The sequence below is a fragment of the Brevundimonas sp. genome, from assembly GCF_016742135.1.
GTDB lineage: Bacteria > Pseudomonadota > Alphaproteobacteria > Caulobacterales > Caulobacteraceae > Brevundimonas.
In genome coordinates, this window is the sequence record NZ_JACVCG010000004.1 from 230,855 (window position 1) to 251,780 (window position 20,926).

Here is a 20,926-nt window from a genome sequence, read left to right on the forward strand (position 1 = left end):
GCTTCGCAACGGGGAGGAGACAAGACTGTCACCTCCCCATCGCAGATGGGGAGGGGGACCGCGTAGCGGTGGAGGGGCTCTTGGCCGCACCCGGAAGCGTATCAAGGGCCCGGGTTCAACGCCGGGTCATGACGCCGCCAGAAGCCCGGCTGTGGCAGGTTCTCAAGGGCCGCCAGCTGGCCGGCCTGAAATTTCGCCGACAACACCCCATCGGGCCCTATGTACTCGACTTCTATTGTGCGGAAGCGAGGCTGGCCGTCGAGGTCGATGGCATGGGGCATTTCGAGCCGGAACAGTCTCTCCGAGACGGGACACGCGACGACTGGCTGCGGCGGCAGGGACTGGCGGTGCTGCGGATCGCCGCCGAGGATGTGCGCATCAATCTTGATGGTGTGGCCGGGCAGATTCTGGAATGGGCGAAACGGCGGTTACCAGACTGAAGAGCCCCTCCGTCCGGCTGCTTCGCATCCGGCCACCTCCCCATTGCTTCGCAACAGGGAGGAGACAGCTGGGATCGTCACACCCGCTCACGGATTGTTACGGCGGCGGCCTCGCCTTCGCGGGTGCGGCGCGCTAGTCAGAACCGGAGCAGTGAGGCGAGGACGGGCACGATGACTCAGTGGGTGTATGGCTTTGGCGGGGGATCGGCGGACGGCGAGTCGTCGATGAAGAACCTGCTGGGCGGCAAGGGGGCCAATCTGGCCGAGATGTCGTCGCTGGGCCTGCCCGTGCCGCCGGGCTTCACCATTACCACCGAGGCCTGTGTCCACTATTTCTCGAACGGGCAGAGCTATCCCGATGCCCTGGCCGATCAGGTGAAGGCCGGTCTGGCCAGGGTCGAGCAGATCACCGGCAAGACCTTCGGCGATGTGAAGAATCCGCTGCTGGTCTCGGTGCGGTCGGGCGCGCGGGCGTCCATGCCCGGCATGATGGACACGGTGCTGAACCTGGGCCTGAATGACCAGACGGTCGAGGGTCTGGCGGCCCTGTCGGGGGACCGGCGCTTCGCCCTCGACAGCTATCGCCGCTTCATCACCATGTATTCCAACGTCGTGCTCGGCCTGAGCCACGACGATTTTGAGGAGGTGCTGGACGACCACAAGGACCGTCTGGGCGTCACCATCGACACCGACCTTGATGCCGACAACTGGCAGGCCGTGATCGCCGACTATCTGGCCGTGGTCGAGGACCGGCTGGGCCAGCCCTTCCCGCAGGATCCGCACGATCAGCTGTGGGGTGCGATCGGTGCCGTGTTCGACAGCTGGATGAATGACCGGGCGAAATTCTATCGCCGCATGCACGACATCCCCGAAAGCTGGGGCACGGCGGTCAACATCCAGTCGATGGTGTTCGGCAATATGGGCCAGACCTCGGCGACCGGGGTGGCCTTCACCCGCAACCCCTCGACGGGCGAGGCGCGGCTGTACGGCGAGTTTCTGATCAACGCCCAGGGCGAGGACGTGGTGGCGGGCATCCGCACGCCGCAGTCGCTGACCCGGGCCGGCCGCGAGGAGATGGGCGAGACCGCCCCCTCGATGGAAGAGGCCATGCCCGAGGTCTTCCACCAGTTCGTCGACGTGGTCGGCCGGCTGGAGAGCCACTATCGCGACATGCAGGACATCGAGTTCACGGTCGAGCAGGGCCGGCTGTGGATGCTGCAGACCCGCAACGGCAAGCGCACGGCCAAGTCGGCGCTGAAGATCGCGGTCGATCTGGCCTCGGAAGGGGTGATCTCGGAGGAGGAGGCGGTCAGCCGCGTTGATCCCTCGGCGCTGGACCAGCTGCTGCACCCGACGCTGGACCCCAAGGCGGCGCGCACCGTGGTCGCGGCGGGCCTGCCCGCCTCGCCGGGCGCAGCGACCGGCAAGATCGTCTTCGACGCTGACGAGGCTGAACGTCTGGGCCAGCAGGGCGACGCCGTCATCCTGGTCCGCGACGAGACCTCGCCGGAAGACATCCACGGCATGCACGCGGCGCGCGGCATCGTCACGGCGCGCGGCGGCATGACCAGCCACGCGGCGGTCGTGGCGCGCGGCATGGGGCGTCCCTGCGTCTCGGGTGCGGGCGAGATCGCCATCAATGAGAAGGCCGGGACCTTCTCCGCGCGCGGCCGCACCTTCAAGGCGGGCGAGGTCATCACCATCGACGGCGGCAAGGGCGAGGTTCTGGACGGCGCCGTGCCGATGATCGAGCCGGAGCTGACGGGCGACTTCCAGACCCTGATGGGCTGGGCCGACGGCATCCGCCGCCTGAAGGTCCGCGCCAACGCCGAAACGCCGCTGGACGCCCGCACCGCGCGCGGCTTCGGCGCCGAGGGCATCGGCCTGTCGCGCACCGAGCACATGTTCTTCGACGACACGCGCATCGCCGCCGTACGCGAGATGATCCTGGCCGACGAAGAGACGGGTCGCCGCGCGGCCCTGGCCAAGATCGCCCCCTTCCAGAAGGCCGATTTCGTCGAGCTGTTCACCATCATGGCGGGCCTGCCGGTGACCATTCGCCTGCTGGACCCGCCGCTGCACGAATTCATCCCGCATTCGGACGCCGATATCGATGCGCTTGCGGCGGCGAGCGGCATCGACGCGGCCAAGCTGAAACGTCGCTCCCGCGAACTGCATGAGACCAACCCCATGCTGGGCCATCGCGGCTGCCGCCTGGGCGTCGCCTATCCCGAAATCTACGAAATGCAGGTGCGCGCCATACTGGAGGCGGCGCTGGAGGTGAAGGCGGCGTCGGGCCAAGCTCCTGTCCCGGAGATCATGCACCCGCTGGTCGCCATGGGTCTGGAGATGAAATATCTGCGCGAGCTGACCGACCGCGCGGCCCAGGCCGTATTCGAGGCGGCGGGCGACCGTGTCGAATACTTGGTGGGCACCATGATCGAACTGCCACGCGCCGCCATCCGCGCGGGCGATCTGGCCGAACATGCTGAATTCTTCAGCTTCGGCACCAATGATCTGACCCAGACCACCTTCGGCATCAGCCGTGACGACTCGGGGCGTTTCCTGCAAGCCTATCTGGATAAGGGCATCTTCGAGACCGATCCCTTCGTGCGGCTGGACCGGGACGGCGTGGGCGGCCTGATCGAGATTGCCGCGGCACGGGGGCGAGCCGTGCGTCCGGACGTCAAACTGGGCATATGCGGCGAACATGGCGGCGATCCGTCGTCCATCGCCTTCTGCGAAACGGCGGGCCTGGATTATGTGTCCTGCTCACCCTATCGCGTGCCCATCGCCCGGCTGGCGGCGGCGCAGGCGGCCCTGGACGCTCGGTCCGGTACCGAACGCGAGAAGGACAGGTAAGGGCATGTCCTGCCTTGCGCGGCGCAGTGTTTTCGCCCATTTGGGTGGAGCCGCCCCTATTGATCCCCATGCCGCGACGGAGGCCGGATGCCGCACGCCGACAGCCTGATTCTCACCCTGGTCGGAGGCTTTGTCCTGGCCTTCGTGTTCGGCATGATCGCCAACCGGCTGAAGCTGTCGCCCCTGGTCGGCTATCTGGTGGCGGGTGTGGTCGTCGGCCCCTTCACGCCGGGTTATGTCGCCGACATGGAACTGGCTCCCCAGCTGGCCGAGATCGGCGTGATCCTGCTGATGTTCGGCGTGGGCCTGCATTTCTCGCCCCAGGATCTGATGAAGGTCAGGAAGGTCGCCCTGCCGGGCGCGATCGTGCAGATCGGGGCCGCCACCGCCATGGGCTGGTTGCTGGGCCGGTTCCTGCTCGGGCTCAACGACGTCGAGGCCCTGCTGCTGGGGTTCTCGCTGTCCGTGGCCTCGACCGTCGTGCTGATCCGCGCCCTGGAAGAGCGCAAGCAGTCCAAGGGCGAGATCGGTCGCATCGCGGTCGGCTGGCTGATCGTCGAGGATCTGGTGATCGTTATCGCCCTGGTCCTGCTGCCGCTGATCGTGGTGCCGGCGGGGACGGTTCTGGACACGGGGGCCCTAGCTTCCAGCATCGGCCTGACTCTGCTGAAGGTGACGGCCTTCGTCGGCCTGATGCTGATCGTCGGCGGGCGGGTGCTGCCCTGGCTTCTAGTGCGGATCGCGCACACCAAATCGCGTGAGCTGTTCACCCTGGGCGTTCTGTCCATCGCCCTGGGCATCGCCTGGCTGGCCTATGCGGTGTTCGGCGCGTCCTTCGCCCTGGGGGCCTTCGTCGCCGGTCTGGTGCTGAACGGCACACCCCTGGGCCATAATGCGGCCGAGCGGTCGCTACCGCTGCGTGACGCTTTCGCCGTGCTGTTCTTCGTCTCGGTGGGGATGCTGTTCGACCCATCGATCATCCTGCGCGAACCCATAGGCGTGCTCGGCGTGGTGTTCATCGTCATCATCGGCAAGTCGCTGGCGGCGCTGGTCATCACCGGCCTGTTCAAGCTGGACCGGAAGACCGGCCTGACCGTCGCGGCCAGCCTGGCTCAGATCGGCGAGTTCAGCTTCATCCTGGCGGCGCTGTCGATGTACCTGGGGGCGATGAGCCGCGAGACGCACGACCTGATCCTGTCGGCGGCCCTGCTGTCGATCACGCTGAATCCGTTCGTCTTCGCCTGGATCGACCGGATGGGAGCCAAGCCGGACCCCGCGCGGATCGCAAGGGCCGAGGCCGCGGATCCCGAGGGTATCAGCGTGCCCGAACTGACCGAGATCGACCACGTCAAGAACATCCCCGAGCCCACAGCCCCCGACCCCAAGCCGAAGGCGGGTTGAGCCGTCACAGCACTCCGATCATCGACGCCACGAGCGGGTGACGGACGATGTCGCGCTCGGCCAGGTGAACCACCGCGATGTCGGGCACCTTTTTCAGCTTCTCGGAAATGTCCGACAGGCCCGAGACTCCGGGCAGCAGGTCGGACTGGTGGGGATCGCCGGTGACCACCATGGTCGAGTGCCAGCCCAGCCGGGTCAGCAGCATCTTGAGCTGGACATAGGTGCAGTTCTGGGCCTCGTCGACGACCACGAAGGCGTTGTTCAGGGTGCGCCCGCGCATATAGCCGATGGGCGCGATCTCGATCAGTCCCTCGGCCATCAGGGCCTTGACCCGTTTCATGCTGAGCCGGTCCGACAGGGCATCGTAGAGCGGCCGCAGATAGGGGGCCAGCTTGTCCTCCATGTCGCCGGGGAGAAAGCCGATCGATTCGCCCGCTTCGACCGCGGGGCGGCTGAGGACGATACGACCGACCCTGCCCGCTTCAAGCGCCTCGACCGCCTTGGCCACCGCCAGATAGGTCTTGCCGGTGCCGGCCGGGCCCAGCGCCAGCACCATATTGTGGTTGTCGATGGCCTCCATCAGCTCGGCCTGACCGTCCGACTTGGGCTTGAGCGTCTTCAGATAGGCCTGGTCGCGGTCGTCGTTCGATGGATAGGGCGACCAGCCCTGGCGCTGATTCCCGCGGCCGTTGCCCACGTGCGGGGGAAGTCGCCGGACCTTGGCCTCCTCGATGAACTGAGGGGTATCGAGCACGCCGAACTCACGGGCGGCTTCGCGGGTCTGACGCTTGAGGGCTGAGCGCTTGGTCATGGACGCCTCCAGGGCATGAAAAAAGGCGACACCGGAACGGCATCGCCTGACTGGGCTTGGGGGAGGAAATCGCGACGGATGGCTGCGCGACGACCGGGGTCGGGACGAAGACCGCCGGGAGCGGCCCGCACCTTGGGGGGGATGTCGTTCAACGGGTAACCCCGTCGAGCCCGGCACATCATGCGCCACCTCCGAAAGCGACTGCGCCGGATGAAATCCGGCGGCGAGGCCGGGACCCTCGGGTCTCGAATCGCCTCAACATACTGAGGCTAACGTGGTTTAAGGAGTGTTAAACCCCCAATCTGATTAATATAGAGGCGTGTTCGGATGAGTGTTTACACCTTGGGCGACAAGAAACCCCAGCTTCCACCCGAGGGGGAATACTGGGTCGCGCCGAACGCCACCGTCATTGGTGACGTGATTCTGAAGCCGGGGGCCAGTGTCTGGTTCGGGGCGGTGGTGCGGGGCGACAACGATCCGATCACCATCGGCCGCGACACCAACATCCAGGACGGCAGCGTCCTGCATTCCGATCCCGGCGAGCCCCTGACCATCGGCGACGGCGTGACGGTCGGCCATATGGTGATGCTGCACAGCTGCGAGATCGGCGACAACAGCCTGATCGGCATCGGGGCGGTGGTGCTGGGCCGGGCAAAGATCGGCAGGAACTGCCTGATCGGGGCCAATACCCTTATCACCGAGGGCAAGGTGATCCCGGACTATTCGCTGGTGATGGGCCAGCCGGGCAAGGTGGTGCGGACGCTGGAGCCCGGCCAGGTCGAGGCGCTGAAAGCCTCTGCGGCCCACTATGTCGCCAACTGGAAGCGCTACGCGACAGGGCTGTCGAAAGCTTAAGCGACGCGGCGGCCCTGAAGCGCGATCAGCTGGGGCCGGGCGCGGGGCGGTTCGCCGACCGCCAGGCTGGCGTGGGCCGACAGGCGGGTCGGCGGCCGGCTTAGGGGCTGACTGAAGCCGCGCGGACGATAAAGACCGACGATCCGGTTCGCTCGACCGCCGGGCCCCCGCATCGGCACCAGCGGCATTTCGAAACCGCCGGGCAGGCGGGGGCAATCCCCGGTGAGGATCACGGGACGAATCTCGCGCAGGCACTGGGCCAGAGCCAGTTCGACCAGGGGCAGGGAGGCATGGTCCCACAGGTCGCGCCAGGCAGAGCCGCTGAGCGGGCGTCCGTGCAGGGCCTCGATCCAGTCTCCGGCCAGGCGGATGCGGGTGGCCTGCGGGCGGTACTCCAGCAGGAACAGTCGGGTCACCAGCGGCCCCAGCGACAGGGCGTCGAGATCCTGCCGGTCGGGAATGCGCGAGGCACCCGGAAGGGCGCTCCAGGTCTCGATCAGCCGTGTCGTCTCAGTATGAAACATCCCGAAGGCTCCTCGGGCGTGTCGCCGCAAGGAGGAGGCCACGGCAAGGCGCAACGGAAACGAAAGGGTTTTGCCCGCATGTTGGGGGGTGAACGGCCCGGTTCTTGCTGGAATCGCGGCGACTGACCACTGAAGGAGACCTGCGCATGCGGGTGCGGATCATCCAGGGATTGGTGGCGATGGCGGGCTTTTTCGCCGTCATGGCCGCCGCCGATACGGCCCAGGCGCAATGCGGACCGGTCTGTCCGCCACCGCCGCCTCCGTGCTGCGAGCCGCCGCCCCCTCCGCCGCCCCCGCCGCCTCCGCCCAATCCGTGCTGCGAGCAGCCGCCCGCCCCGCCCTGCTGTGGCGGAGGCGGCAACGTCAATGTGAACATCAACGTCAATGCCAACGCCAATGCCTCGGCCTCGGCGCGTATCAACGCCCGGGGTGGCTCGACCGTGGTCGTGGGCGGCGGAGGCGGGGCCTATTTCAGCTCGACGCCGCGCTATCCCACGACCATCCAGGGCCTGAACGTCGAGGGCGGACTGATCCGCGAGACGATCCGCGTGCCCTATACGGAGGTTCGCCGGTTCCGGAAGCGGGTGGTGATCCAGGCCGTCTGTATCGACGATCGCAATGTGCCGCACCCGGCCTCACAGGTGCGCGGCGACCGAGAGATCTTTGAGGATTATGAAGACGAACTGTACCGCTGCCTGGCTGGCAGCTGGCTGCAGATCACCATTTCGGAATACCAGGGCGAAAGCCGCGTCGACCACGGCGAGACCCTGACCTGCCGCAAGGGCGAGGCCCTGTGGTACGGCGGTCGCGAAAGCCGGATGGAATGCCGCCCGCAACGCCCGGAGCGGGAATGCAACGAACGCTCTCTGCTGCGCCGCTACGGTGCCGGGGTGAAGATCCTGACCCTCTATCGCGAGGAGACCTACACCGAATACCGCGAGGAGATCATCGAGCGCGAGGGGCTGGCCGTGTCGGGCGCGTTCCTGATGCTGGATGGCGGCGTCGGGTCGCGCGGCTACTGATCGCTTGCCTGAAGCGAGGGTTCAGCCCTCCTTCAGGTGCGCGCGCACAAATTACGGGCGATCGGCTCTCTGTCGGTCCTCCTGAGAGAAACTGGCCCCGGAATCGCTTCCGGGGCCTTTTTTCTTACTCAGCCTGGGCCTGCGCGCGCGGGGTCACCTGGATACGATAGGCCTCGGTGGGCACCAGATATTTGCGCGCCACGGCCTGCAGGTCCGCCGGGGTGGCCGATTCGATATCGCTGAGCGCCGAGCGCAGGGCCGGCAGGCGGTTCGGATCGGTCTGGGCGTCCTGAAGTTCGGACATCCAGAAGCCGTTGGTGTTCTGGCTGCGGCGCAGGGCCTCGACGCGCGGGCGACGCGCGCGCTCCAGTTCATCTTCGGTGACCGGGCTGGCGACCAGTTCGGCGGCGATCCGGTCGACATCGGCAAAGAAGCCTTCCAGTTTCTCGGGCGGGGCCTCGATGGCAGCCGACATATAGCCATAGCCCTCGAAGGTGCCGGACGCCGTGGCGCTGACCTGGGGTGAATAGGTCACCGCCTGGCCTTCGCGCAGTTCGTCGATCAGGCGCAGACGCAGCACATCGGCCAGCAGGCGCACCATGCGGGCTTCGCGCGGGTCGCTGAAGTTGTCACCGGTCGGCCAGGCGACAAAGCCCAGGGCCTGGTCCGGACGACCGCCGTGCTTCAGCTCGACAGGCTGGGCCGTGCCATCCGGGAAGGTCGAGGTGCGGGCAGTCGCCGACGGGCTGGGGGCGGGGCCGCGCGCCGGCAGGCTGCCCACGGTGGCGGCCACGGCCTCTATGGCCGCATCGACCATGACGTCACCGACGATGATGACCTCGATCGGGCCCTGCGACAGGTCGTTGCTGACCAAGGTGCGCAGGTCCTCAAGCGACCAGGACGCAACCTGCTCGAGTGTCGGCACGGTCCAGCGGGCGTCGCCCGAACGCAGCAGGCCCGACCCGTCGCGGGCGAAGACGCCGCCGGTGGTGGCGTCCAGCTGCGGCAGGACCAGACGGAACTGGCCCCGGGCGCGCTCGAACGGCTCGGGTCGCCAGCCGGCGTCGGTCAGATAGGCGGTCAGCACCTGCATCTGCAGGTCCAGATCCTCGGTCCGGGTGGTGCCGGACAGGCGATAGGAGTCTTCATCCGCCGACAGGGAGACGCCATAGACGCGGCCCGACAGCACGGTTTCCAGCTGCTCGGCGGTCAGCTGGCCCAGTCCGCCTTCACCGAAGGCGGCGCCCAGAGCCAGGGTCGCGGTCGGTGTGTCGGTCGGCAGGGACAGGAAGCCGGTGCCCGTGCGGATCGAGACCAGCACCTGATCGTCGGTGAAGTCGGTCGGCTTGACCGTCAGACGCACGCCATTGTCAAAGGTGACGAATGTGGTCCCGATATCCTCGATCACCTGGGTCGAGGCGACCGTGCCGGGGGTACCGAACTGGGTATAGGGCCATTCCGCCCGGGCCTGGGCCTCAAGCGCCGTGACCGGCGTCCGCTGTGAGGCTTCATAGGCGGCGAGAATTGCCGCGTCGCCGCCCTCGATGGCATCCGGACCGGTGACGAAGATCAGCGGACCCTGACCGGTAAAGGTGCTGCGCAGGGCTGTGTTGACCTCGTCCAGCGTCAGATCGGCGACGATGGCCTCGAATATCGCCAGGTCGGTGGCCGGGGCGGTGAAGACCTCGTCGTTGTTGACCGAGGCCGCGAGACTGTTGGCCAGGTTGGGCGTGCGGCGCGTGGCGGCTCCGGCGACGTTCTCGGTCAGCGCGGTGCGGATCTCGGTGATCTCTCGGTCCAGCTCTTCCTGGGTGATGCCGAACTCCACGATGCGGCGCTGCTCCTGCTCGATGGCCTGAAGTGCGCCGTCCCAGTTGCCGTCCTGATAGACGGCAGAAACCGTGGCCACCTCGGCCGAGCGGAACAGGTTCGAACGGCTGCCCGAAGCGCCGATGAAGGGCGGGTTCTCGCCCCGGGCCAGACGTTGCAGGCGCCGGTTCAGCACGCGCGTGCCCAAACCTTCGACCAGGCCCTCGCGCTGGGTGGCCAGGGTGTCGGGACGGGTGTCGGGCGGATTGACCCAGGTGATCTGGATCGAGGGCTGAACCCCGGCTTCGATATAGGAACCGGCCTCGAGGCCGCGCGGCTGCACTGTGCCCAGCACCGGCTCGGCACCGTCGGGTGCGGGGTTCTGCCAGTCGCCGAAGGTGGCGATGATCTTGGCTTGCATCACATCGACATCGAAGTCACCCACCGCGATGACGGTGGCGCGCTCGGGGCGGTAATAGGCGCTGTAGAATTCGACGAAGCGGTCGCGCGGTGCATTGGCCAGCACAGAGGTCGAGCCGATCGGCAGGCGATTGGGGACCAGCTGGTCCTTCAGGAAGAACTCAAGCTGGGCCACGACCGACCGCAGGCCGGGTCCGGCGCGGGTGCGTTCTTCCGACAGGACGATGCCGCGCTCGCGATCAATCGCACCGGCGTCCAGGGTCGCGTTGCCCAGCATGTCACGCAGGATCATCAGCGAGGTATCGACGGTCTCGTCGTCGGTCCGCGGCAGATCCAGCTTGTAGACGGTCTCGTCAAAGCCGGTGGAGGCGTTGGTATCGGCACCGAAGGCCAGGCCCAGGCGCTCGAGTATCCGGGTCAGCTCGCCTTCGGGAATATTGGTCGAGCCGTTGAAGGCCATGTGCTCGATGAAGTGGGCCAGACCCAGCTGGTCCTCATTCTCCATCAGCGAGCCGGCGTCGATCCGGACGCGAAGCGAAGCCTGTCCCGGAGGCGTGGTGTTGCGCACGATCGCGTAGCGCAGGCCATTGGGGAGCTGACCGAACCGGACAGCGGCATCGGCGGGAATGTCGCTGATCTCATGGGGCCAGGGATCGGACGGGCGGGTCGTCTCGGCCGAGACGGCAACGGCGTCCTGGGCCTGGACCAGCGTCGGCAGGCCCGCTCCGGCGATGACCGCAAGGCTGGAGGCGGCGACAAGCAGAAGGCGGCGGGGAGAACGCATGGGGTGGCTCCTTTGGTCGCGGCCGCACAAATTCCACAGGGAAAGCGGGCACATGACGAATTCACAGGCCCGTTGGCGGGCCGTCGGAGACACCCTAGCGAAGGTCAGGCAGAGATTGAACGACTGCGGCGGGAATATTAACGAGAGTTAATTTCCGCCGCGGGTCACATAGAAGGTCGCGGCATTGCCGACCGCATTGGTGCCCGTGATCACGGCGCGGTTCGAGCCGTTGATCGTCGTCCGGGCCGTGGCACTGACGTTGCCGCTGTTAGCCTGGGTGTTGGTGGCGTTGATGTAGCCCGCACAGTCCGCGCAGGCGAAGCCGGTCACGACATTGCCGGCAGCATCGGCCCCGACATAGGCATCATAGCCCTGGGTGCCCGCGAACCGGGCGTTGACCGCAACGCCGCCCGTGTTGATCTGGGTGTTGTCGATCTCGACATAGATGTCGTTGTTGCCGACCGAGACCTCATTGGCGACGCCGCGCGCATAGGAATTGGCCGCGCCATAATCATAGGCGGTGACGATCGCCTCCGACTGGATCCGGCTGATGTTGTCCTGACGGGTGGTCGCGACCACCGAGCCGCCCTGATTGGACAGGACGACGCGATTTCCCCCGGCATTGGCGCGCCCGGCGAGATCCCAGGCATTGCCGGCATTGGCGCTGACGCCCGAATCGATGATGCCGCCGGTCGAGGTCTGGTCGATGGTCATGCGCTGCCCCGTGACCGAGGTACCGGTGACGGACACCACATTGGCGACGGCCTGGGCGGTGAACTCGGCCTCTGCCGGGATGTACTGGGTCGCGGCATAGTTGGAGGCGCGGATGTTGGCATCCGACGTCTGGACCACATTGCCCTCGAAATAGCTGCGCTCGCCGCCCAGGGCCACGATGTTGCCCATGGCCGAGGTATCGACATACGCCCCGCCCAGCAGACGCTCATTGCCCTCGGCCATGGTCGAGGTGGCGACGATCTCGACATCGCCGACGGTCTGGGCCGAATCAACCGCCAGATTGGCGTCATAGGCGCTGAGGCCCAGATAGTTGCCGTTGGCCTGGGTGACGCCGCTGACCACGCCCTCGGTATCGCCGCCCAGCACAAAGGTGGTCTCGGCGCGGACGTCCCCTTGCATCGACTGGATCGAGGTGACGGTCATGTCGCCGCCCTGTATCCCGCCCGCCAGACTGTTGCCGGTGGCGGAATTGCTGACGGTCACCTGCTCCGACGAATCGAACACCTCCAGCGTCTGTTCGGTGAAGACATCGCCGAACTGGATCTGTTCGTTCAGGACGATCGACGGGTCCTGATCCTGCGCGGCAGCCTCAGTAGCGACTGCGGCGCACGTCACCGTCGCGGCGATCATGCCAGCGAGACGGATCGGCGCGTGTCTGGCCATTGTTCGTCTCCGTGTTGGGATAGGCGGGGTAGTAGTTGCCGGTCTGGCCATAGGTGTCGCGCAGCAACTCGTTTCGGGTGTCGAGACAGATTTCCGGTCCCGGGGCACCATAGAGGTTGGCCATGAACTCGATGATGGCGCGCTCGACCAGCGAACGGACGGCCAGCTGAACGGGCTCGAAGCCGCCTTCGCCCGCCGAGATGTCAAAGACATTGCCGTTCAGGAAGTCGAACACATTGGCCGAGATTTCCCGGCCGATGATCTGCTTCTGGTACGAGACCACATCGACGATCTCGAGCGAGGTCGTCTGCACGAGGCGCAGGTCGAGGGCGACGTTCATCACATAGACGCGGCCCTGGAAGACGCCCGAGAACGGCGTGTTGGTATCGGCCTGGCCTCCGCCAAAGTCCCAGCCGCCCGAGCGGATATTGTAGTTCACCTCGGTGATGCCGCCGACGATGTAGAAGTCCGACCCCGGAACCTGGCCGGCGATGATGCGGCGATAGCCGGGGTCACCCGGGCCGCCCATGCCCTCGTCACCGATCAGCTTGTTGTTGGCGTACCGCAGCTCCAGTTCGGACACCGATGTGTCGAAGCGCTCGACCATGACCGCGCCCGACTTGGCCAGGGCCGAGGTGGCCATCAGGGACGCGCCGCCGGTGATCTGGCGACCGCCGTCCGGAGAGATGGTGCCGGTATAGTCGGCGATCTGGCCCACGGCGATGCGCGGGGACGGAAGGCCGTAGGTGCGCGCATAGTCCGCCAGGCAGAACAGGGCGGTGGAATAGGGAGTGGGATTGGCGGTCACCGGCGCATTGCCGATCGGCGTGGCATAGAGCCCGGCATTGCTGGCCACCGGGGCGATGCAGCCCCCCAGCAGGGCCGCCGCGGCACAGGCCGCTCCGGCCGGTTTCAGCCAGCGAAGAATCGGGGCGTCGCTCATGGCAGGTCGATGGTCCCGTTCAGCGCCGTTCCGGCGTTGACGTTGCCGGTATTGGTCTGGGTCGAATTGACGATGACGGTGTTCCAGTTGCCCTGGACCACGACGTTGAGATTGTTGCCGATGGCCGTCGCGCCGCCGATGGTGGTGCCGCCGTTTCCGTTGCCATTGGTCAGGTTCCCCCAGCTGGAGACGCCTCCGCTGGTGCGGGAATAGGCCGAAGCACCGGTCTGGATCAGGCCGTTGACGATCAGCCGGTTGCCGTTCTGGTCGCGGGTCGAACCGGTCTGTGGCCGGGCCGTCGTATAGCGCGCCGCGCCATAGCCGGCCTGATAGGTACCCGTGCCAGAGCTGCCGGCCGATTGGGCGTGGACCGCGGCCGGCAGGGCCAGAAGTGTCGCTGCAGCCGCAGCCGCCAGTTTCAGTCGCATGAGGGCGCTCCCGCGCTGTCTTTATTCAGGGGCAGACACAGCAAGCCCCGTGCCAAAATGGAGCAGGGTTATTAAGAAGCGCTTGAGATCGGCGGCGGGCACGCGCATCTCTGGCGTATGAACAGCCAGCCGTGGGGCACCCGTCCAGCCGACCCCTTGCCGCCCACCCGTGAGCCGATTGTAAAGGTGCCGCCCGCCGCCCTGGTGCTGGCGATATCGATGCCGGTGCTGTTCTGGCTGCAGCTCCGTCTGCCGGACATGGGTTTGAAGTGGGCCTTCTATCCGGCGGATCTGACGTCGACGCTGGGCTGGCCCGGTATCCTGACCGCCATGCTGCTGCACGGCAGCTGGACCCACGCGATCCTCAACGCCGTGACCGCGCTGTGCTTTGCGCCCCCCGTGGCGCGGATGTTGCCGGGTCGGAGGGGGGCAGGGGTCTTTGTTCTTTTCTACACGGGGTGCGGGATCATGGCCTCGCTGGGATATGGCCTTCTGCATCAGGGCAGCAGCGATCCGATGGTGGGAGCCTCGGGCGCGGTGTCCGGCCTGCTCGGCGCGGCGATCCGCCTGATGGGGCGTCCGTCCTGGGCGGGGCCCAAGCCTCTGGACGACCGTCGGGCCCTGACCATGGTGGGTGTGCTGTTCGCCATTAATGCCGTGGTCGGTCTGATCGGATATGCCCCCGGAACGGAGGGCGCGCGCATCGCCTGGGAAGCGCATGCGGTCGGCATGGCCGTGGGCTATCTGGCGATCGGCCCGCTGTTCCGATGGTCGCGCAGATGGGGTCCCCGGTTCGGCTGAGCCTTTGGCGAATCGGCGCGGATTTGCGTCCGGGCCGGGACTGAGCGATCCTGCGGATGTGAGCGGCCCGGTCCGCGGTCGTTCAATCTCATGAGGGAGGAACGCCGTATGCTCGTCACCGAGATTCTCAAGGACAAGGGCGACGCTGTCTTCTCGGTGGCGCCGGACAGGACCCTGGTCGATGCCTGCCGGGAAATGCAGACGCGCCGCATCGGGGCCGTAATGGTCTGTGAGGCCGACCGGGTCGTGGGCGTGTTGTCCGAAAGGGATGTGGTCCGGGCCGTTTCCGCATCGGGGCCCGAGGCCCTGTCCGAAGCAGTGGGCACCTATATGACGCGCGATGTGGTGTTCGCCGAGCCGACCGACACGGTGGCTATGCTCATGAGCCGCATGACCGACCGCCGGATTCGCCATCTGCCCGTCCTGAAAGACAGGCGTCTGGTCGGCGTCATCTCGATCGGCGACGTCGTGAAATGCCAGATCGAGGAGGCCACGCGCGAGGCGGAAAGCCTCAGGACCTATATCGCAGCGGGCTGACGCCTTCGGGGTCCCAAGGATGCCGGAATTCGGCGATGCCGGAATTCGGCGATCCGGAGTCTTTCAGAAAATCGTCACGAAAGGCGGTTTCGGGGTTGCGGACCGAAAGGACGGCTCGTATATCGCCGCCTCGCTCGGAAACGGGCCGACGACGGAACGCGGGGCGCCACGGCGCACAGTGATCCAGGTGGAAATAAAGACCTTCGGGTTCTTGCTTCCTCCACAGTCTTCGGTTAAGTTCCGCGCCTTCGATCGAATCGTCGGACTGCCTCGGGGAGGTGTTTCCATCTCCCTCTGGCGCTTTGCGGCCGGATCACCCCGAACGGGTTGAAACGACCGGAAAAAGCTCCGAAAGTTCGATTGACACGGGGTCGGCACCTCACTAGAGACGCCGCTCCCGCCGCCCACGGACCTCCCGAGGTTCTGACGGCGGGCCGGTGAAAAAGTTCTCTTCGGAGCGCTTGACACCAACCATCGAGGCGACTACATCGCCGCCTCCGCCGCAACCGGGCGCTAAACGGTCGGGCCGCTCCGGTGGCTCACGGTCTTTGAAATCGTTGATCTGGAAAGAGAAACGCAGGCGGCGGTGTTCTAGGATCGGTTCTTCGGAATCGATTGTCGACACTGACATCTGCGGTCTTTTTGAAAAGACATACCATGTAACCGGTCTTCGGATCGGTGAACGTGGGATCTCGTCAAGAATACGTAGAACTAATGCCAGACGATCTTCGGATCGTCATGCTTAGGTCAGAAGTCAACTCAACCTGAGAGTTTGATCCTGGCTCAGAGCGAACGCTGGCGGCAGGCCTAACACATGCAAGTCGAACGGACTCTTCGGAGTTAGTGGCGGACGGGTGAGTAACACGTGGGAACGTGCCTTTAGGTTCGGAATAAGCCCGGGAAACTGGGTCTAATACCGGATGTGCCCTTCGGGGGAAAGATTTATCGCCTTTAGAGCGGCCCGCGTCTGATTAGCTAGTTGGTAGTGTAATGGACTACCAAGGCTACGATCAGTAGCTGGTCTGAGAGGATGACCAGCCACATTGGGACTGAGACACGGCCCAAACTCCTACGGGAGGCAGCAGTGGGGAATCTTGCGCAATGGGCGAAAGCCTGACGCAGCCATGCCGCGTGAATGATGAAGGTCTTAGGATTGTAAAATTCTTTCACCGGGGACGATAATGACGGTACCCGGAGAAGAAGCCCCGGCTAACTTCGTGCCAGCAGCCGCGGTAATACGAAGGGGGCTAGCGTTGCTCGGAATTACTGGGCGTAAAGGGCGCGTAGGCGGACATTTAAGTCAGGGGTGAAATCCCAGAGCTCAACTCTGGAACTGCCTTTGATACTGGGTGTCTTGAGTGTGAGAGAGGTATGTGGAACTCCGAGTGTAGAGGTGAAATTCGTAGATATTCGGAAGAACACCAGTGGCGAAGGCGACATACTGGCTCATTACTGACGCTGAGGCGCGAAAGCGTGGGGAGCAAACAGGATTAGATACCCTGGTAGTCCACGCCGTAAACGATGATTGCTAGTTGTCGGGCTGCATGCAGTTCGGTGACGCAGCTAACGCATTAAGCAATCCGCCTGGGGAGTACGGTCGCAAGATTAAAACTCAAAGGAATTGACGGGGGCCCGCACAAGCGGTGGAGCATGTGGTTTAATTCGAAGCAACGCGCAGAACCTTACCACCTTTTGACATGCCTGGATCGCCACGGAGACGTGGTTTTCCCTTCGGGGACCAGGACACAGGTGCTGCATGGCTGTCGTCAGCTCGTGTCGTGAGATGTTGGGTTAAGTCCCGCAACGAGCGCAACCCTCGCCATTAGTTGCCATCATTTAGTTGGGAACTCTAATGGGACTGCCGGTGCTAAGCCGGAGGAAGGTGGGGATGACGTCAAGTCCTCATGGCCCTTACAGGGTGGGCTACACACGTGCTACAATGGCGACTACAGAGGGATAATCCCAAAAAGTCGTCTCAGTTCGGATTGTCCTCTGCAACTCGAGGGCATGAAGTTGGAATCGCTAGTAATCGCGGATCAGCATGCCGCGGTGAATACGTTCCCGGGCCTTGTACACACCGCCCGTCACACCATGGGAGTTGGTTCTACCCGAAGGCGATGCGCTAACCGCAAGGAGGCAGTCGACCACGGTAGGGTCAGCGACTGGGGTGAAGTCGTAACAAGGTAGCCGTAGGGGAACCTGCGGCTGGATCACCTCCTTTCTAAGGATTGACCTCCAGATGTTCTCACGAACGTCTATTGGTTATCCAAAAACAAGCGGGACGCCGCCGTCTTCGTTTCTCTTTCCTCTTTCGCCTCGATGGCGTCGGCATACGGCCGGCACCGTCGATGGCGCGATCGCGAGCTCGGGCGTCCAGCCTGACTTTCGCGCTGCCCATAGGCCCGTAGCTCAGGTGGTTAGAGCGTACGCCTGATAAGCGTAAGGTCGGCAGTTCGAGTCTGCCCGGGCCTACCAGCCCCGCTGGTCAGACGCAGCCCGATAAGGTCGCCGAAGGGGCCATAGCTCAGTTGGTAGAGCGCGTGCTTTGCAAGCATGAGGTCGTCGGTTCGATCCCGTCTGGCTCCACCAGCTCGCTCGATCGCAGAAACAGATTGCAGTGACCCGCTCGGGTGACTGCGTTGACATTGTGAAGGAAGAATTTGACCGGCCTGTTCATAGGCTTTGAGGTCAGGTTCGAGAAGACATCGTCTGGCAAGTAAAACCAGGCATGGATCCGGTCTCCACCTCTTTCCAGGGACCGGGCCATTCATGCATGGGTTTTGCTGAGAAACGATCAAGCGTTGAAGGGCTTCTGACGGATGCCTTGGCGTAGAGAGGCGATGAAGGACGTGGCAAGCTGCGATAAGAGCCGGGGAGGCGCTAGCACCCTTTGATCCGGCTATTTCCGAATGGGGAAACCCACCTTTACAGTCTTCCAACTTTGCTCTCCCCTATCCTTTACGGGGTGGCGAGGGTACGGATTGGCGGATTGTTAAAAGGTATAATGACCTGAATACATAGGGTTATTAAGCGAACCCGGGGAACTGAAACATCTCAGTACCCGGAGGAAAGGACATCAACCGAGACTCCCGTAGTAGTGGCGAGCGAACCGGGACCAGGCCAGTGCTCTTGTGAAATAAAGGCGAACGATCTGGAAAGATCGGCCATAGCGGGTGACAGCCCCGTAGCCGTCAAACAGCAAGAGACTCGAGTAGGGCGGGACACGTGAAATCCTGTCTGAACATGGGGGGACCACCCTCCAAGCCTAAGTACTCCTCTACGACCGATAGTGAACAAGTACCGTGAGGGAAAGGTGAAAAGCACCCCGACAAGGGGAGTGAAACAGATCCTGAAATCGGAAGCCTACAAGCAGTCGGAGCCCCCATGCGGGGTGACGGCGTACCTTTTGTATAATGGGTCAGCGACTTCATGTGTCGAGCAAGCTTAAGCCGTTAGGTGTAGGCGTAGCGAAAGCGAGTCTGAATAGGGCGATAAGTTCGACGTATGACGACCCGAAACCAGGTGATCTATCCATGAGCAGGATGAAGGTAAGGTAACACTTACTGGAGGTCCGAACCCGTGAATGTTGAAAAATTCTGGGATGACTTGTGGATAGGGGTGAAAGGCCAATCAAACCTGGACATAGCTGGTTCTCCGCGAAATCTATTTAGGTAGAGCGTCCGACGAACTCCTTGGGGGGTAGAGCACTGGATGGATGCGGGCTGCGCGAGCGGTACCAATTCTAACCAAACTCCGAATACCCAAGAGAGCTATCGGGCAGACACACGGCGGGTGCTAACGTCCGTCGTGAAAAGGGAAACAACCCTAACCATCATCTAAGGCCCCCAAGTAACGGCTAAGTGGGAAACGATGTGGGATTGCTTTGACAATCAGGAGGTTGGCTTAGAAGCAGCCATCCTTTAAAGAAAGCGTAACAGCTCACTGATCAAGCGATCCTGCGCGGAAAATGTAACGGGGCTAAAGCCGTTCGCCGAAGGTATGGGTTTGCAGTTTACTGCAAGCGGTAGCGGAGCGTTCCGTAAGCCGGTGAAGGTCAACCGCGAGGTTGGCTGGAGGTATCGGAAGTGAGAATGCTGACATGAGTAACGATAAACAGTGTGAGAAACACTGTCGCCGAAAGACCAAGGGTTCCTGCGTAAAGCTAATCTGCGCAGGGTTAGTCGGCCCCTAAGGCGAGGCTGAAAAGCGTAGTCGATGGGAAGCAGGTAAATATTCCTGCACCAGCTGGAAGTGACGGATGGCGTAAGTTGTCAGGGCTTATTGGATTGTCCTGGCAGCGAAGCTGTCCCTGGAAATAACTCCAGCAGAGACCGTACCCGAAACCGACACAGGTGGTCAGGTAGAGCATACCAAGGCGCTTGAGAGAACTGTGCTGAAGGAACTCGGCAAATTGCACGCGTAACTTCGGAATAAGCGTGACTCACTCTGGGCAACCAGAAATGAGTGGCACAAGCCAGGGGGTAGCGACTGTTTAGCAAAAACACAGGGCTCTGCGAAGCAGCAATGCGACGTATAGGGTCTGACGCCTGCCCGGTGCCTGAAGGTTAAAGGGAGGAGTGAAAGCTCCGAACTGAAGCCCAGGTAAACGGCGGCCGTAACTATAACGGTCCTAAGGTAGCGAAATTCCTTGTCGGGTAAGTTCCGACCTGCACGAATGGCGTAACGACTTCCCCACTGTCTCCAGCACAGGCTCAGTGAAATTGAATTCCCCGTGAAGATGCGGGGTTCCCGCGGTCAGACGGAAAGACCCTATGAACCTTTACTATAGCTTCGCCTTGGCGTTAGCGACCGTATGTGTAGGATAGGTGGGAGGCTATGAAGCCGGGGCGCCAGCTCTGGTGGAGCCATCCTTGAAATACCACCCTTACTGTCGTTGACGTCTAACCGAGATCCGTTATCCGGGTCCGGGACATGGCGTGGTGGGTAGTTTGACTGGGGCGGTCGCCTCCTAAAGTGTAACGGAGGCGCGCGATGGTGGGCTCAGACCGGTCGGAAATCGGTCGTCGAGTGCAATGGCATAAGCCCGCCTGACTGCGAGACTGACAAGTCGAGCAGAGACGAAAGTCGGCCATAGTGATCCGGTGGTCCCGCGTGGAAGGGCCATCGCTCAACGGATAAAAGGTACTCTAGGGATAACAGGCTGATTTTGCCCAAGAGTCCATATCGACGGCAAAGTTTGGCACCTCGATGTCGGCTCATCACATCCTGGGGCTGGAGCAGGTCCCAAGGGTATGGCTGTTCGCCATTTAAAGTGGTACGTGAGCTGGGTTCAGAACGTCGTGAGACAGTTTGGTCCCTATCTGCCGTGGGTGTTCGAAGCTTGAGAGGATCTGTCCCTAGTACGAGAGGACCGGGATGGACATACCTCTGGTGGACCTGTCGTGGCGCCAGCCGCGCAGCAGGGTAGCTATGTATGGAATAGATAACCGCTGAAAGCATCTAAGCGGGAAACTAACCTCAAAACAAGGCTTCGCTGAGGATCGTGGAAGACTACCACGTTGATAGGCCAGGTGTGGAAGTGCGGCGACGCATGAAGCTTACTGGTACTAATAATCCGATCGGCTTGATCGTTTCTCAGCAAAACTCATTCGGTTTTACTTGCCGATAATAATCGTGACGATGTCTTCTCATTAATCCCCTATCTGCCTGGTTGACCTGGTGGCTATGTCGGAGGTTCCCCACCCGATCCCATTCCGAACTCGGTCGTTAAGCCCTCCAGAGCCGATGGTACTTCGTCTTAAGGCGCGGGAGAGTAGGTCGCTGCCGGGTCTACCAGTCAGATAGGGATTAAAACGATGTCGCCTGAAGCCGCTTTTGCCTCGGGGGCATGTCTCGAACCTTTTCTTCCTTCACCTTCTCCTTTCCATCTT

General features: G+C 63.4%; 13 protein-coding genes, 2 tRNA genes and 3 rRNA genes. 12 read left to right on the top strand and 6 right to left on the bottom strand.

Features of this window, described 5'->3' with window-relative positions; all coding sequences use genetic code 11:
- Positions 1–68 precede the first annotated feature (68 nt).
- The 3 genes from IBJ06_RS10210 (at position 69) to IBJ06_RS10220 (ending at position 4,703) form a co-directional block, all read left to right on the top strand.
- Positions 69–440, top strand: coding sequence for an endonuclease domain-containing protein (locus tag IBJ06_RS10210; protein ID WP_292159902.1), 372 nt, complete (start codon positions 69–71; stop codon positions 438–440).
- Positions 441–611: 171 nt separating this feature from the next.
- Entirely contained in the window at positions 612–3,302 is a 2,691-nt protein-coding gene (gene ppdK, locus IBJ06_RS10215) for a pyruvate, phosphate dikinase (RefSeq protein ID WP_292159906.1), read from the top strand.
- Positions 3,303–3,389: 87 nt separating this feature from the next.
- Complete coding sequence (locus tag IBJ06_RS10220) at positions 3,390–4,703, top strand: cation:proton antiporter (RefSeq protein WP_292159909.1); 1,314 nt, start codon at positions 3,390–3,392, stop codon at positions 4,701–4,703.
- 4 nt (positions 4,704–4,707) lie between these two features.
- Here IBJ06_RS10220 and IBJ06_RS10225 read toward each other — a convergent pair whose 3' ends face one another.
- Positions 4,708–5,526: a PhoH family protein gene (locus IBJ06_RS10225; RefSeq protein ID WP_292160173.1), complete on the bottom strand. Its 819-nt coding sequence runs from the start codon at positions 5,524–5,526 to the stop codon at positions 4,708–4,710.
- Between the two features lie 315 nt (positions 5,527–5,841).
- Here IBJ06_RS10225 and IBJ06_RS10230 point away from each other — a divergent pair, with 315 nt between their 5' ends.
- Positions 5,842–6,369, top strand: a complete 528-nt coding sequence (locus IBJ06_RS10230) for a gamma carbonic anhydrase family protein (RefSeq protein WP_292159912.1) — start codon at positions 5,842–5,844, stop codon at positions 6,367–6,369.
- Here IBJ06_RS10230 and IBJ06_RS10235 read toward each other — a convergent pair.
- Positions 6,366–6,893 (bottom strand): PAS domain-containing protein, encoded by a 528-nt coding sequence (locus IBJ06_RS10235; RefSeq protein ID WP_292159915.1) that lies wholly within the window; start codon positions 6,891–6,893, stop codon positions 6,366–6,368. The genes IBJ06_RS10230 and IBJ06_RS10235 overlap by 4 nt on opposite strands.
- Before the next feature lie 146 nt (positions 6,894–7,039).
- Between IBJ06_RS10235 and IBJ06_RS10240 the strand changes: the two genes are divergently transcribed.
- Complete coding sequence (locus tag IBJ06_RS10240) at positions 7,040–7,915, top strand: hypothetical protein (RefSeq protein ID WP_292159919.1); 876 nt, start codon at positions 7,040–7,042, stop codon at positions 7,913–7,915.
- A gap of 124 nt (positions 7,916–8,039) precedes the next feature.
- Here the strand turns inward: IBJ06_RS10240 and IBJ06_RS10245 are convergent, their stop codons facing one another.
- The 4 genes from IBJ06_RS10245 to hfaA all read right to left on the bottom strand — a co-directional run bounded on the left by IBJ06_RS10245 (position 8,040) and on the right by hfaA (position 13,697).
- Positions 8,040–10,928, bottom strand: coding sequence for a M16 family metallopeptidase (locus IBJ06_RS10245; RefSeq protein ID WP_292159922.1), 2,889 nt, complete (start codon positions 10,926–10,928; stop codon positions 8,040–8,042).
- 147 nt (positions 10,929–11,075) lie between these two features.
- Complete coding sequence (gene hfaD / locus IBJ06_RS10250; protein WP_292159925.1) at positions 11,076–12,326, bottom strand: holdfast anchor protein HfaD; 1,251 nt, start codon at positions 12,324–12,326, stop codon at positions 11,076–11,078.
- A complete protein-coding gene (hfaB, locus tag IBJ06_RS10255; RefSeq protein ID WP_292159927.1) occupies positions 12,253–13,269 on the bottom strand; it encodes a holdfast anchoring protein HfaB in 1,017 nt (338 codons plus the stop codon). The genes hfaD and hfaB overlap by 74 nt, the downstream gene beginning before the upstream one ends.
- Positions 13,266–13,697 carry a holdfast anchoring protein HfaA gene (hfaA, locus tag IBJ06_RS10260; protein ID WP_292159929.1) on the bottom strand — a complete coding sequence of 144 codons (432 nt, stop codon included), beginning with the start codon at positions 13,695–13,697 and terminating at the stop codon, positions 13,266–13,268. Before hfaA ends, hfaB begins: the two co-directional genes overlap by 4 nt.
- Positions 13,698–13,883: 186 nt before the next feature.
- Here hfaA and IBJ06_RS10265 point away from each other — a divergent pair, with 186 nt between their 5' ends.
- The 7 genes from IBJ06_RS10265 (at position 13,884) to rrf (ending at position 20,825) form a co-directional block, all read left to right on the top strand.
- A complete protein-coding gene (locus IBJ06_RS10265; RefSeq protein ID WP_292159932.1) occupies positions 13,884–14,498 on the top strand; it encodes a rhomboid family intramembrane serine protease in 615 nt (204 codons plus the stop codon).
- A gap of 108 nt (positions 14,499–14,606) precedes the next feature.
- A complete protein-coding gene (locus IBJ06_RS10270) occupies positions 14,607–15,035 on the top strand; it encodes a CBS domain-containing protein (protein WP_292159935.1) in 429 nt (142 codons plus the stop codon).
- A gap of 760 nt (positions 15,036–15,795) precedes the next feature.
- Positions 15,796–17,256 (top strand): 16S ribosomal RNA (locus IBJ06_RS10275).
- 177 nt (positions 17,257–17,433) lie between these two features.
- A tRNA-Ile gene (locus tag IBJ06_RS10280) sits at positions 17,434–17,510 on the top strand.
- 38 nt (positions 17,511–17,548) lie between these two features.
- A tRNA-Ala gene (locus IBJ06_RS10285) sits at positions 17,549–17,624 on the top strand.
- A gap of 203 nt (positions 17,625–17,827) precedes the next feature.
- Positions 17,828–20,627, top strand: a 23S ribosomal RNA gene (locus tag IBJ06_RS10290).
- A gap of 83 nt (positions 20,628–20,710) precedes the next feature.
- Positions 20,711–20,825: ribosomal RNA gene (rrf, locus tag IBJ06_RS10295) — 5S ribosomal RNA — on the top strand.
- Together the 16S, 23S and 5S rRNA genes with 2 tRNA genes alongside form the textbook arrangement of a ribosomal RNA operon.
- Positions 20,826–20,926 lie beyond the last annotated feature (101 nt).